Here is a 13,132-nt window from a genome sequence, read left to right as displayed (position 1 = left end):
TCCGATTTCCTCGGTGCTTTCCAGGTTCCCGCTTCCGCGTTTCCCTTTCCGGCGAGTCCGACTCTACCAGGTCCTTTCGGGCCCGATTTCCTCGGCGCTTTCCAGGTAATCCGCTTTCGCGTTTCCCTTTCCAGTGGCTCCGACTTTATCAGAATCCATGGACCGGATTGACCGGCGCCCATTTCTGAATCATCAGGAGTGGCTTCTTCTGAATCGACGTGTCGATTGCTTTGAGAAGCGAGCAGACTCTAACTGCTGCCGCCGGACGTGTCCAGTTCTAGGCAACTGTTCGAATCTACCTCCCCAGTCTACCTCTGTCAACGAGTTTCCTGGGGCGAAGAAGAGACTAGCAGGTCAGCGGGGGTGCACGCACATCAGGCGGCCGTCGGCAGAGTGGCGCTGCGCTCGGATGCTGAGACGTCACCGGTCTCGCCGGAGCGTGCCGCACGACCTCCGAGAACATAGACGTACACAAGAAAGGCCAGTTCAGCCACGATTCCGATGCCGATTCGGGCCCACGTGGGGAGACCCGACGGCGTGACGAAGCCTTCGATGGCACCCGAGACAAAGAGGACCAGCGCCAGGCCTATCGCCATGCCCAGCGCGGCGCGGCCCTCTTCCGCAAGGGCTGTGCGACGGGATCGAGGGCCCGGGTCGATCACGGTCCAGCCCAGTTTCAGTCCTGTGCCCGCGGCGACGAAGACGGCCGTCAGTTCCAGCAGACCGTGCGGGAGGACGAGACCCAGGAAGGTGTCGAGCCGGCCGGCCGATGACATCAGGCCGATGCCGACGCCCAGGTTGAGCATGTTCTGGAAGAGGATCCAAAGGACGGGGAGGCCCAGGAAGACGCCCAGGACCAGGCACATCGCGGCAGCCTCGGCGTTGTTCGTCCACACCTGGGCGGCGAAGGCGGCGGCGGGATGGCTGGAGTAGTAGGTCTCGTACTCGCCGCCGGGGCGGGTGAGGGTACGCAGTTCGCTGGGGGCGGCGATGGAGGCCTGGACCTCGGGGTGGGTGCCGATCCACCACCCGAGGAGGGCGGCTATCGCCGTGGACAGCAGCGCCGTGGGCACCCACCAGTGGCGGGCGCGGTAGACCGCTGCCGGGAAACCGTGCGTCAAGAAGCGGGTGACGTCGCGCCAGGAGGCTCGGCGGGTGCCTGTCACGGCACTGCGCGCGCGTGCCACGAGTTGGCTGAGGCGCCCGCTGAGCTGGGGATCCGGCGCACTGGACTGGATCAGCGAGAGATGGGTGGCGGTTCGCTGGTACAGGGTGACGAGTTCGTCGGCCTCGGCCCCGGTGAGACGGCGCTGGCGGCGCACCAGGGCGTCGAGTCTGTCCCACTCGGCTCGGTGGGCGGAGACGAAGACGTCGAGGTCCATCGGTTTGCCTGCTCCTCGGCTGCTCGTCGGCTGCTCATCGGACGCCCATCATGGATGTCAGCTTGTCTTACTGCGGCGCGATGTGTCCTCAGCTTGGCAGACTGGCGGTTCTCGGGGCAGGTCAGGGGAAGGACGGCACGCGTGAGTGAGCTAGTGACGGGCGAGGCGGTGGCGCTGGAGCTGCGCCCCGCGAAACTGCCGAGCCGGGCGCTCGCCGTGGTGCTCGACCTGGCCCTGGCGATGGCGGTCTACATCATCGTGACCATCGGTCTGGTCGCCGCGACCGCCGCGTTGGACGACGCGGCGCAGATCGCCGTCTCGATCGCGAGCTTCCTCCTTGTGCTGGTCGGCGGGCCGATCGCGGTGGAGACGCTCAGTCATGGCCGCTCTCTGGGGAAGCTGGCGTGCGGGCTGCGGGTGGTGCGGGACGACGGCGGACCGATCCGGTTCCGGCACGCGCTGGTGCGCGGTGCCGTGGGGGTGGTCGAGATTCTGATGACGTTCGGGATCGTCGCGTGCATCGCCTCGCTGGTGTCGGAACGCGGGCGGCGGCTCGGTGACGTGTTCGCGGGGACGCTTGTCGTGCGGGAGCGGATTCCGGTGGGACGTATGCCGTCCGTTCCTGCGCCGCCGCCCTGGCTGGCTGGGCGGTTCGCCGAACTCGACCTCTCCGCCGTACCGGACGGGCTGTGGCTGGCCATCCGTCAGTACCTGACGCGGATGCGGCAGCTGGATCCGCAGGTCGGTGGGGCGATGGCGGAACGGCTCGCCGTGGATCTCGCCGCTCGTACCGGGGCTCCGGCGCCGCAGGGTGTGCCGGCGGGCGCGTATCTGGCGGCCGTGGTGCAGGAGCGGCAGACCCGGGAGGCCCGTCGGGCGTTCGCCGGTGCGCCGGGCGGTTTCCCCGCGGCACCCGTACCCGGTGGCCATCCCTTCCCCCAGCCAGGCGCTCCCGCCGGATACCCCTTCCAGCCGAGCGCGCCCGCCGGGTTCCCGTTCCAGCCCGGTGCAGCTGTGGGTTACCCGCAGCAACCGGGCGGGCCTGCCGGCCACCCCTTCCAGCCGGGTGGTCCGGCCGGGTATCCCTTCCAGCCGGGGCCTGGTGTGTACTCCTCCCCTCCGAGCCCCGCCGGGTATCCGGTCGCGGCTCAGCAGCCCGCGGCCCCGCAACCGTCCCGGCCCCCGGCCGCTCCGGCCGAGCAAGTCGGCCGGGAGGAGCGTCCCTCGACCGGCTTCGCGCCGCCCGCGTAGGAACACTCACCACCGAATCGGCGTCGTCCCCAGGCCGGCCCGGCCCCGCGAACCCGCCGTCAGGCGAACACCGACGGCGGTGATTCGAGGTGCTCCAGTTCGATGCCGGGGGCCGCGAGTACCACGTCTCCCGCGATGTGCACGGCGTGCTGCTCCCCTGTGTCCAGCGCTGTGACCTGGTATTCGTCCACGGTCAGCGGGCCGTTGTCAGTGGCGTGTGTTTCGCTTGCGATCAAGGCCCAGGACTGGTCGAGGGTGCGCGGGGCGAGGACCGGGTCGGTGAAGGCGACGAGGCGTACGCGGGTCGCCGGGGTGGCGGCGGAGGGGGTGAGGCGAAGGAGACGGGCGGTGGCGACGAGGAAGGCGGGAGAGGTACCGGTGAAGGCATGGGCGGGCACGTTGCCTTCGGTGGCCTCGGTTCCGGTGGGGTCGGTGCGGACCCAGGTCACGCCTTCGAGGGCGGCGCCCCGTACCTGCCAGTTCGCGGCGTGCAGTTCGAGACGGATGGGGCGGCCCAGATCGTCGAGGGCGAGGTCGACCGAGCCGGTGACTGTCCCCGTCCCAAGCTCGGGGAGGCCGTCGGGTCCCGTGGCGGACGGGGTGGTGAGCTGGGAGACGTAGCGCCAGCCTGAGGGGCCGGGCGCGCAGTGGAAGTGTTCGTCGGCGAGGGGGGTGTGATCGTGCGGATCATGGAGCGAATAGCGGCCGCGGGGCATGGGCGTTCAGGTCCTCATCGGGGACAGGCCCCCGCCGGGACGGCGAGGGCCTGCTGACATCCGGACGCCGAGCGGTGGTACCGCTGCTCGGCGGGCGTGCTCAGTAGCGGTAGTGGTCCGACTTGTACGGGCCGTCGACCTCGACACCGATGTACGAGGCCTGCTCGGGGCGGAGCGTCGTCAGCTTCACGCCGAGCGCGTCGAGGTGGAGACGGGCGACCTTCTCGTCGAGGTGCTTGGGCAGCACGTAGACGTCGGTCGGGTACTCCTCGGGCTTGGTGAACAGCTCGATCTGGGCCAGGGTCTGGTCCGCGAACGAGTTGGACATCACGAAGGACGGGTGGCCGGTCGCGTTGCCCAGGTTCAGCAGGCGGCCCTCGGACAGCACGATGATGACCTTGCCGTCGGAGAACTTCCAGGTGTGGACCTGCGGCTTGACCTCGTCCTTGACGATGCCGGGGATCTTGGCGAGGCCGGCCATGTCGATCTCGTTGTCGAAGTGGCCGATGTTGCCGACGATCGCCTGGTGCTTCATCTTGGCCATGTCCGAGGCCATGATGATGTCCTTGTTGCCCGTCGTGGTGACGAAGATGTCCGCCTTGTCGACGACCTCGTCGAGGGTCGTGACCTGGTAGCCGTCCATCGCCGCCTGCAGGGCGCAGATCGGGTCGATCTCGGTGATGATCACTCGGGCGCCCTGGCCGCGCAGGGACTCCGCACAGCCCTTGCCCACGTCGCCGTAGCCGCAGACGACGACGGTCTTGCCGCCGATCAGGGTGTCGGTGGCGCGGTTGATGCCGTCGATCAGGGAGTGGCGGCAGCCGTACTTGTTGTCGAACTTCGACTTGGTGACGGCGTCGTTCACGTTGATCGCCGGGAACAGCAGGGTGCCGTCGCGGTACATCTCGTACAGGCGGTGGACGCCGGTCGTGGTCTCCTCGGTCACGCCGCGGATCTCCGAGGCGAGCTGGGTCCACTTCTGCGAGCCGTCCGAGATGGTGCGGTGCAGGAGTTCGAGGACGAAGCCGTGCTCCTCGGACTCGGCGGTGTCGAGCGAGGGGACCTTGCCGTCCTTCTCGTACTCGACGCCGTTGTGGACGAGCATGGTGGCGTCACCACCGTCGTCCAGGATCATGTTCGGGCCGCCGGTGGGGGTGTTCGGCCAGGTCAGCGCCTGCTCCGTGCACCACCAGTACTCCTCCAGGGTCTCGCCCTTCCAGGCGAAGACCGGGACGCCCTGCGGGTTCTCGGGCGTGCCGTTCGGGCCGACCGCGATCGCGGCTGCGGCGTGGTCCTGGGTGGAGAAGATGTTGCAGGAGGCCCAGCGCACATCGGCGCCCAGGGCGACCAGGGTCTCGATGAGGACGGCGGTCTGCACCGTCATGTGCAGGGAGCCGGTGATGCGGGCGCCCGCGAGGGGCTGCGCCTCGGCGTACTCCCGGCGGATCGACATCAGGCCGGGCATCTCGTGCTCGGCGAGGGTGATCTCCTTGCGGCCGAACACGGCCAGAGAGAGGTCGGCGACCTTGAAGTCCTGTCGCTTGTCGACAGTCGTCATACGAGCTGCTCCTCGGAATCGGGGCGAGGTGGGTAGGGCTGTTCTGCGCGGCGGCGGGCACGAACGCGTGCCCGACAGGGGCACGGACGTGCACGGGCGGGGCACAGCAGTGCCCGGTGCGCGCAGCGCAGTCCGTCGGAGGCCCTCTCTCCCTCGGCCGGTCCGCGGTGGGACCGCCCGACCGCCATCAGCAGCGACGTCTGGCTCAGTCACCAAGCTACACCGGTGGACCTGTCCCTCCCCAGTCCGCATCAGGACGGAGGGGGGTCCGGCCGCCCGGCGACGGGCCGTTCACGGAGTGGGTGGTGCCCGAGTTGCCTGCGTGGGCCTTACCGCGGACCTGGACACGAGAGTTGAGCGGCGGAGCCGAGCAGCAGAACGGAACGGCAGAGCTGAACGGTGGAGATGGGCGGTGGAGATGGATGGAGGAACTGGCGGTGGAGATGGATGGAGGCACTGGGTGGAGGCACTGGGTGAAGGGGCGGAGGAACGGCGTCGAGGCCCGCCGGAGATCTCAGGCGGGCCCCGACGGCGTACGAGCGGGTGGTGTCAGTGGTCGGCCGGCGACTGCGTCGGTCCGCCGGGAGTCGCCTTGGGGTCCGGGCCCTTGGCCGCCTCCGCCTCGCTGTAGATGTCCGGCTCCAGGTAGATCACCCGGGCGATCGGGACGGCGGCGCGGATGCGGGACTCGGCGGCGTTGATCGCGGTGGCGACCTGGGCGGCCGTGTCGTCGTGCTGGACGGCGATCTTCGCGGCGACCAGCAGCTCCTCGGGGCCGAGGTGCAGCGTGCGCATGTGGATGATGCCGGTGACGGTGTCACCGTCGACCATCGCCGCCTCGATCTTCGAGGTGTCCTCCGGGCCCGCCGACTCGCCCAGCAGGAGCGACTTGGTCTCGGCTGCGAGCACCAGCGCGATCAGGATGAGCAGGACACCGATGCAGACCGTGCCGATGCCGTCCCAGACGCCGTTGTCGGTGAGCAGCGCGAGGCCGACGCCGCAGAGCGCGAGGACCAGACCGATGAGCGCGCCGAAGTCCTCCAGGAGGACGACCGGCAGCTCGGGTGCCTTGGCGCGGCGGATGAACTGGGACCAGGAGTGCGAGCCGCGCAGCTCGTTGGACTCCTTGATGGCCGTACGGAAGGAGAAGCCCTCGGCGATGATCGCGAACAGCAGCACGCCGACCGGCCAGTACCAGTTCTCGATCTCGTGCGGGTGCTTGATCTTCTCGTAGCCCTCGTAGACGGCGAACATGCCACCGACCGAGAACAGGACGATCGAGACGAGGAAGGCGTAGATGTAGCGCTCGCGGCCATAGCCGAACGGGTGTTGCGGGGTCGCCGCGCGCTGGGCCTTCTTGCCGCCGATCAGGAGCAGTGCCTGGTTGCCGGAGTCGGCGAGCGAGTGAACGCCCTCGGCGAGCATCGAGGAGGAGCCGCTGAAAGCGAACGCCACGAACTTCGATACCGCGATCGCGAGGTTGGCGCCGAGTGCCGCCACGATCGCTCTGGTGCCGCCTGAAGCGCTCATCTGCTCCTGCTGTCCCTTCGTACGCCGTCCGGACCCCGTTCGTACCCTCGTACCCCGGTCCGGGCTTTGCCCGCCCTTTGCGGTGGGCCATTCTTGCAGCCCTGTACGTCGGCGACGCGCCTCAGGTGGGTGCGGTCGTCCCGTCAGGCGACCACTGTCGCACGGAAGATCGTGCCGGACCCGGACACTTCGGCCTTTTCTCCGGCCGGTACGAAGACCGATCCGCCGGGGGTCAGGTCGATGCCGTCGGCCCGCACGGAACCCGAGGTGCAGAGCAGGATCTGCGGGGTCCCGCGGGTGAGGTCGCGCGGGTCGGCGCCCTCGGCGACGACGTACCGGGAGAGGCGGAACTCGTCGATGGGGGTCGCGTAGACCTCTTCGCCGTCGGGGGACGCCTCCGGGCGCAGAACACCGGGGTCGCCCGCCTCGAAGCGGACCACGCGCAGGAGTTCGGGGACGTCGACGTGCTTGGGGGTCAGACCGCAGCGCAGGACGTTGTCGCTGTTGGCCATGATCTCGACGCCGAGGCCGTTCAGGTACGCGTGGGGGATGCCCGCGCCGAGGAACAGGGCCTCGCCGGGCTGGAGTCGGACGTAGTTGAGGAGCATCGCGGCGATGACTCCGGGGTCGCCCGGGTAGTGGTGGGCGAGGTCGGCGTACGGGGCGTAGGCGCCGCCGAGGCGGGCGCAGGCGGCCGTGGTCTCGGTGACCGTACGGGCCATGTCGTCGGGGTCGGCGCTCAGCACCGCCGTGAGGACCTCGCGCAGCGCCGCTTCCTGAGGGTGGGCGCGCAGCAGGTCGACGTACGGCTTGAGGGAGTCGACGTCGAGGGCGGCGAGGAGTTCGGCCGTCTCCTCGGGGGCGCGGAAGCCGCACAGGCCGTCGAACTCGGTGAGGGCGCAGATCAGTTCGGGCTTGTGGTTGGCGTCCTTGTAGTTGCGGTGCGGGGCGTCGATCGGGACACCCCGGCGCTCCTCGTCCTCGTAGCCCTCCCGAGCCTCTTCGAGGTCGGGGTGCACTTGGAGGGAGAGGGGGGCGCCGGCGGCGAGGAGCTTGATGAGGAACGGCAGGCGGGGGCCGAACTTGGCGACGGCGGCGCGGCCGAGTTCCTTCTCCGGGTCCTCGGCGACGACCTCGTTGAGCGGACCGCGCCCGGTGCGCGAGGGTGCGCCCGGGTGGGCGCCCATCCACATCTCCGCCTGCGGTTCGCCGGTCGGCTCCACGCCGAGCAGCCCCGGGATGGCGGTGGTCGAACCCCAGGCGTAGGGGCGGACGGTGTTGTCGAGGCGGTCCATCGGTGTCTTCTTCTCCATACGTGCGCTGCTCGGCCCGCTCCGTGCGGGCGCTGTCCGGGAAGCGTCGTGTCAGGGGCGCCGGTCGCGGGGTCCGGCGACGGGCGCCGGGCGCGAGCTCCCGCCCAAGATCAGGCCCCCGAAGCGAGCGCCAGGTAAACGGCGGCGAAATCCGTGATGGCGATCAGCTCGGCGAGGGTTTCCAGTTCGCCGCCCTCCTCGGGTTCGAGCTCGCTGATCGCGGTGTCGTGGCTGAGGGCGAGTTCGCGGGCGGCGGGTGCGGCGCTGATCCCGCCGATCGGACGGTCGCGGAGCAGCACCACGCGCGCGTGCAGTGCCTGTTGCTCCTCGACGCGGTCCCGGAAGAAGTCGTCGGGGTCCGCGCCGGCGGCGAGCGCGCCCGCGAGCAGCACGCTGTGCGAGGCGAGCGCTTCGGGGAGTTCGGCGGTGAGCGCGGGGCGGCCGGCGAGTTCGGCGAGCGCGGCGGTGAACCGGCGGCCGGCCGGGCCCGCCGAGGTGCCCTCCGTCCAGATCACCGGGAGTGCCTCGGCCAGTTCGACGGCGAGTGTCTTGGCGGGGTTGCCGTACGCCGCGATGGCGGGCCCGCAGCGCTCGGCGACGCGGTCGAGGCGGTCGGCGACCTTCTGCAGGGCTTCCGGCGGGGCCGAGACCAGGCTGGTTCGGTCGAGGAGGACGAGCAGCGGGGTGAGCAGCGCCCAGAGCACGCCGGGGGCCGAGGCCGCCAGGGGCTCGGCCTCGTCGTACGGGGCGGTCGCCATCGGTACGAAGAGGCCGTGGCTGCCTTCCACCCACTCGGCGAGGGGGGAGCCGGCGGGGGCCACGGCGGCGACGGTGCTGCCGCGTCGGTAGGCCTGCTCGATGAGCAGTTCCAGGCCGGGTTCGCTGCCGTCGGGGGTGGCGATCAGGAGGAGGTCGACGGGGCCCGCCCAGCCGGGCAGGTCCCAGCGCAGGGCGCCCCCTGCGGGAGCGACGCCCGTGGGGGTGAGCCGGGTGAGGGGGCAGCTCGCTCCGGCGAGGGTGCCGAGCAGTTCGGCGACGCCCGTGGCGGCCATGCCGGGGCCCGCGATCAGGACGCCGCGCGGGCGGCCGTCCGGCTTCAGCTCGGGGATGCCGGCCTCTGTGGCGTGCCGGACCGCGGTGCGCACCCGGGCGCCGGCCTCGGCGGCGCCGCGGAGCAGCGCCCGCCGGTCGGCCCGGGTGAGCGCGTCGGGATCGTCGAGGAGCGATTCGTCGAGCATGGGGTCGGTAGCCTCCGATCGCCGGGGGGCGCTTGCGCGTGAGCCGCCCGGGTCGCTTGCACGGGGTCGCTCGCGCGAGGTGCCGAGCGGCGGTGGGTCGGACCGGAGGGCCGGCCGGGTGTGCGCCGGTCGCCGATCGGGACGGCCGCGTCGCCGTTGTCCGTGCGGTCGGCGGCGCCGTCGTCGGGTGTCGTGGCTTGTCGTCAGCCTTGCTGCTGCGCCGTCGGCACACCTGCGGGCGGGGACGGCGCCGCTGTCACCTCTCGTGCGGCGGTCGCGGCGCCGCTGTCCGCCGCAGGCGGCCGCGTGGTTACGCGGGGCGGCGGGCCTCGTCGACCAGGAGTACGGGGATGCCGTCGCGGACCGGGTAGGCGAGGCCGCAGTCCGCTCCCGTGCAGATCAGCTCGGTCTCCTGCTCCTTGAGCGGGGCATGGCAGGCCGGGCAGGCGAGGATCTCCAGGAGGCCGGCTTCGAGCGGCATGGGGTGTCCTTCCGAAACGGTGGATGCGGCCTGGTCAGGGTACCGCTGCGGGAAGCCGGGTGCCGGGGCGCGCCCAGGGTTCGTGAGGCGCGCTGAGCGGCTGCACGGGCCTCTGAGGCCCGTCTCCGCGTCCGTCCCCGTGACCGCGTCTCCCCCCGGCCGACCGCCGTCGGGCGCGGTACCCGCGGGGTGCCGTGCCCGTCGGTTCCGACGGTAGGCCGCCGGGCCGTTCCCGGTCGGCGGTATCGGGTCTCGGGTCCGGCCGTGCGGGGCTCAGCCTCTGATGATCTCCAGGACCTCGTCCCGCAGCTTCGTCATCGTCGCCTCGTCGCGGGCCTCCGCGTTGAGGCGGAGGAGGGGCTCGGTGTTGGAGGGGCGGACGTTGAACCACGCGTCCTCGGTGGTGACCGTCAGGCCGTCGAGTTCGTCGATGGTGACGCCCTCGCGGCCCTCGTAGGCGGCCCTGACGGCGGCGAGGCGGGCGGCCTGGTCGTCGACGGTGGAGTTGATCTCGCCCGAGCCCGCGTAGCGGTCGTATTCCGCGACGAGCCCGGAGAGCGGGCCGTCCTGGCCGCCCAGGGCGGCGAGGACGTGGAGGGCGGCCAGCATGCCGGTGTCGGCGTTCCAGAAGTCGCGGAAGTAGTAGTGCGCTGAGTGCTCGCCGCCGAAGATCGCGCCGGAGCGGGCCATCTCGGCCTTGATGAAGGAGTGGCCGACGCGGGTGCGGACGGGGGTGCCGCCGTGCTCTCGGACGACCTCCGGGACCGACCAGGAGGTGATGAGGTTGTGGATGACCGTGCCGCCGCCGTGCTTGGCCAGCTCGCGGGCGGCGACCAGCGCGGTGACCGCGGACGGGGAGACCGGCTCGCCCCGCTCGTCGACGACGAAGCAGCGGTCTGCGTCGCCGTCGAAGGCGATGCCGAGGTCGGCGCCCTCCTCGCGGACGCGCTTCTGGAGGTCCACGATGTTCGCCGGGTCGAGCGGGTTGGCCTCGTGGTTCGGGAAGGTGCCGTCCAGCTCGAAGTACATCGGGACGAGCTCCAGCGGCAGGCCGGAGAAGACGGTCGGCACGGTGTGTCCGCCCATGCCGTTGCCCGCGTCGACGACGACCTTCAGAGGGCGGATCGAGGTCAGGTCGACGAGGGTGCGGAGGTACGCCGCGTAGTCCTCCAACGTGTCCCGCTGCGTGATCGTTCCGGGCGTGGCGTCCGAGCTCGGGGCGCCGGAGTCGAGCCAGGACTCGGTGAGTTGACGGATCTCGGAGAGGCCGGTGTCCTGACCGACGGGGGCCGCGCCCGCCCGGCACATCTTGATGCCGTTGTACTGGGCCGGGTTGTGCGAGGCGGTGAACATGGCGCCCGGCAGCCCGAACGCGCCCGACGCGTAGTAGAGCTGGTCCGTGGAGCACAGGCCGATCTCGGTCACGTCGACCCCGCGCGCCGCCGCGCCGCGCGCGAAGGCGCGGGACAGTCCGGGCGACGACGGCCGCATGTCGTGCCCGATCACGATGGCGTCCGCTCCGGTCACCTGGACGAAGGCGGCGCCGAACAACTCGGCGAGCGGCTCGTCCCACTGGTCCGGAACCACCCCGCGTACGTCGTACGCCTTCACGAGCTGCGACAGATCAGCAGTCACGGCCAACCCTCCAGAAGTCCACTTCGGTCACCCCAAACTACCCGTCCGGGCTGACAGCGGGCCGTGCCGAGCCCGAGTGGAGCGCATCCGTGACGTGCGAACGGTTCCTGTCATCCGGGGGAAACCAACCCGACTCGGGACAGCGTCCCGAACCGTCCCGGGGCGCCGGGCGCGGTGTCCGCGACCGGCTCAGGGCAGCATCCAGGAGAGGACCGGCGAGCTCTGCCCGACCACGATCAGACACATGACGAGCAGGAGTCCGAGGCTCCAGGGCAGCACCTTGCGCAGCAGGTCGCCCTCGCGGCCCGCGAGCCCGACGGCCGCGCAGGCGATGGTCAGGTTCTGCGGCGAGATCATCTTGCCGAGGACACCGCCCGAACTGTTGGCGGCGGCGAGGAGTTCGGGCGACAGCCCCGACTCCCGGGCGGCGCTCACCTGGAGGGCGCCGAAGAGGGCGTTCGACGAGGTGTCGGAGCCGGACACGGCCACGCCGAACCACCCCAGAACAGGCGACAGGAACGCGAGTCCGGAGCCGGCCGCCGCCACGAAGTGGCCGATCGTGGCGGCCTGTCCGGAGAGGTTCATGACGTAGGCGAGGGCCAGCACGGACGTCACGGTCAGGATCGCGAACCTCAACTCGTGCACGGTCGCGAGCCATTCCCGCAGCGCCACGCGCGCGTGCACCCCGAGCAGCACGGCCGTGCACAGCCCGGCGAGCAGTACGAGGGTGCCGCCGGTCGACACGATCGGCCAGGTGAAGACGTTCCCGCCCACCGGCTTGCCGTTCGGGTCGACGACGTCCAGGAAGGGCCAGTCGTACGTCCGTGTGGCCCGCGCCAGCCAATCCTTCACCGCCGGGATCTGCGCGATCGAGAAGATCGTGACGATCAGGGCGTACGGGGCGTAGGCGCGCACGACTTCGCGGGGCGGGTCCTGCTCGTCGAGTTCCTCGCTGCGCGCTCCGGTCAGGACCGACGCCCGTACGGACTCGGCGGCGGGCACACGCGGGCGCGGCACGGCGACCAGGGCGGCGGCACCAGCCAAGGCTGCGCCGATGTCGGCGAGTTGCGCGGAGACGTAGTTCGAGGCGGCGAACTGGACGGCGGCGAAGGCCACTCCGCACACCAGGGCGGGCACCCAGGTGTCCCGCAGTCCACGCCTGCCGTCGACGAGGCCGACGAGGACCAGGGGCACGATCAGCGCGAGCAGCGGGGTCTGCCGGCCCACCACGGAGGCGACGGAGTCCAGTGGCAGGCCGGTGACTTGGGCGAGGGTCACGACCGGGGTGGCCATCGCGCCGAAGGCGACCGGCGCGGTGTTGGCGACGAGGGCGACGACCGCCGCGCGCACCGGGTCGAAGCCGAGGGCCACCAGCATCACCGAGCAGATCGCGACGGGTGCGCCGAAACCGGCGAGGGCTTCCAGGAGCGCGCCGAAGCAGAAGGCGACCACGAGTGCCTGGATGCGCGGATCGTCGGACAGCCGCCCGAACGAGCGGCGCAGGATGTCGAAGTGCCGGGTGCGGACGGTCATCCGGTACACCCACAGGGCGTTGACGACGATCCACAGGATGGGAAAGAGGCCGAACACGGCGCCCTGAGCGGCGCTGGAGAGCGTCTGACCCACCGGCATGCCGTACGCGAGCCAGGCGACCAGCAAGGCCGCCAGAAGGCCCGTCAGGCCCGCCACGTGGGCCTTCAGTCGGACGCCGCCGAGCAGGATCAGCACGACGACGAGGGGCAGGGCGGCCACGAGGGCGGACAGGCCCAGCGAGTCGGCGACGGGTTGCAGCTCCTGGACGTACATGGACGCCTCCCCGGATTCCGTGATGCGGAAAGCGATTTCTCACGGCAACCGGAATCGTCGTGTCCGCGACAACTTCACGTCAATGGGTGTGCGTCGCTCAGTGGAATCGGCACCCAGGGAACGGGCGATGGCCTCGCAACGGACCGGCGGGCCACGGAAAGGGGCGCCAGGCGCGGCTTGCGGCTTGCGGCTTGCGGCTTGCGGCTTGCGGCTTGCGGCTTG

Annotated in this window: 10 protein-coding genes; 1 reads left to right on the top strand and 9 read right to left on the bottom strand. The window is 70.9% G+C overall.

Annotation, left to right across the window (positions count from 1 at the left end; genetic code table 11):
• Window positions 1-374: 374 nt before the first annotated feature.
• Complete coding sequence (locus ACFYR3_RS18180) at window positions 375-1,382, bottom strand: stage II sporulation protein M (RefSeq protein WP_389283803.1); 1,008 nt, start codon at window positions 1,380-1,382, stop codon at window positions 375-377.
• Between the two features lie 141 nt (window positions 1,383-1,523).
• On the opposite strand from ACFYR3_RS18180, the gene ACFYR3_RS18175 reads away from it, so the two are divergent.
• Window positions 1,524-2,633 carry an RDD family protein gene (locus tag ACFYR3_RS18175; RefSeq protein WP_389283801.1) on the top strand — a complete coding sequence of 370 codons (1,110 nt, stop codon included), beginning with the start codon at window positions 1,524-1,526 and terminating at the stop codon, window positions 2,631-2,633.
• Between the two features lie 59 nt (window positions 2,634-2,692).
• Here the strand turns inward: ACFYR3_RS18175 and ACFYR3_RS18170 are convergent, their stop codons facing one another.
• From ACFYR3_RS18170 to ACFYR3_RS18135, 8 genes are all read right to left on the bottom strand, one after another.
• Window positions 2,693-3,349 (bottom strand): hypothetical protein, encoded by a 657-nt coding sequence (locus tag ACFYR3_RS18170; RefSeq protein ID WP_389283799.1) that lies wholly within the window; start codon window positions 3,347-3,349, stop codon window positions 2,693-2,695.
• Between the two features lie 100 nt (window positions 3,350-3,449).
• Window positions 3,450-4,907: an adenosylhomocysteinase gene (gene ahcY / locus ACFYR3_RS18165; RefSeq protein ID WP_355854808.1), complete on the bottom strand. Its 1,458-nt coding sequence runs from the start codon at window positions 4,905-4,907 to the stop codon at window positions 3,450-3,452.
• Window positions 4,908-5,456: 549 nt separating this feature from the next.
• Window positions 5,457-6,437, bottom strand: coding sequence for a cation diffusion facilitator family transporter (locus tag ACFYR3_RS18160; RefSeq protein ID WP_355854805.1), 981 nt, complete (start codon window positions 6,435-6,437; stop codon window positions 5,457-5,459).
• A gap of 143 nt (window positions 6,438-6,580) precedes the next feature.
• Window positions 6,581-7,732 carry a mannose-6-phosphate isomerase, class I gene (manA, locus tag ACFYR3_RS18155; RefSeq protein WP_389283821.1) on the bottom strand — a complete coding sequence of 384 codons (1,152 nt, stop codon included), beginning with the start codon at window positions 7,730-7,732 and terminating at the stop codon, window positions 6,581-6,583.
• A gap of 128 nt (window positions 7,733-7,860) precedes the next feature.
• Window positions 7,861-8,988, bottom strand: coding sequence for an SIS domain-containing protein (locus tag ACFYR3_RS18150; protein WP_355854802.1), 1,128 nt, complete (start codon window positions 8,986-8,988; stop codon window positions 7,861-7,863).
• 310 nt (window positions 8,989-9,298) lie between these two features.
• Window positions 9,299-9,469 (bottom strand): Trm112 family protein, encoded by a 171-nt coding sequence (locus ACFYR3_RS18145; protein ID WP_078943765.1) that lies wholly within the window; start codon window positions 9,467-9,469, stop codon window positions 9,299-9,301.
• 273 nt (window positions 9,470-9,742) lie between these two features.
• A complete protein-coding gene (locus ACFYR3_RS18140) occupies window positions 9,743-11,104 on the bottom strand; it encodes a phosphomannomutase/phosphoglucomutase (protein ID WP_355854799.1) in 1,362 nt (453 codons plus the stop codon).
• A gap of 189 nt (window positions 11,105-11,293) precedes the next feature.
• Window positions 11,294-12,910: an L-lactate permease gene (locus ACFYR3_RS18135; protein ID WP_389283796.1), complete on the bottom strand. Its 1,617-nt coding sequence runs from the start codon at window positions 12,908-12,910 to the stop codon at window positions 11,294-11,296.
• Between the last annotated feature and the right edge of the window lie 222 nt (window positions 12,911-13,132).

The sequence above is a fragment of the Streptomyces sp. NPDC005784 genome (assembly GCF_042871525.1).
Classification (GTDB): domain Bacteria; phylum Actinomycetota; class Actinomycetes; order Streptomycetales; family Streptomycetaceae; genus Streptomyces.
This window is presented reverse-complemented; position numbering and strand designations above follow the sequence as displayed.

Excerpts from the sequence above, each read along its gene's own strand:
- ACFYR3_RS18170 (WP_389283799.1), bottom strand. The coding sequence starts at position 3,349 with ATGCCCCGCGGCCGCTATTCGCTCCATGATCCGCACGATCACACCCCC.
- ACFYR3_RS18145 (WP_078943765.1), bottom strand. The coding sequence starts at position 9,469 with ATGCCGCTCGAAGCCGGCCTCCTGGAGATCCTCGCCTGCCCGGCCTGC.
- ACFYR3_RS18160 (WP_355854805.1), bottom strand. The coding sequence starts at position 6,437 with ATGAGCGCTTCAGGCGGCACCAGAGCGATCGTGGCGGCACTCGGCGCC.
- ACFYR3_RS18135 (WP_389283796.1), bottom strand. The coding sequence starts at position 12,910 with ATGTACGTCCAGGAGCTGCAACCCGTCGCCGACTCGCTGGGCCTGTCC.
- ACFYR3_RS18150 (WP_355854802.1), bottom strand. The coding sequence starts at position 8,988 with ATGCTCGACGAATCGCTCCTCGACGATCCCGACGCGCTCACCCGGGCC.
- ahcY (WP_355854808.1), bottom strand. The coding sequence starts at position 4,907 with ATGACGACTGTCGACAAGCGACAGGACTTCAAGGTCGCCGACCTCTCT.
- manA (WP_389283821.1), bottom strand. The coding sequence starts at position 7,732 with ATGGACCGCCTCGACAACACCGTCCGCCCCTACGCCTGGGGTTCGACC.
- ACFYR3_RS18180 (WP_389283803.1), bottom strand. The coding sequence starts at position 1,382 with ATGGACCTCGACGTCTTCGTCTCCGCCCACCGAGCCGAGTGGGACAGA.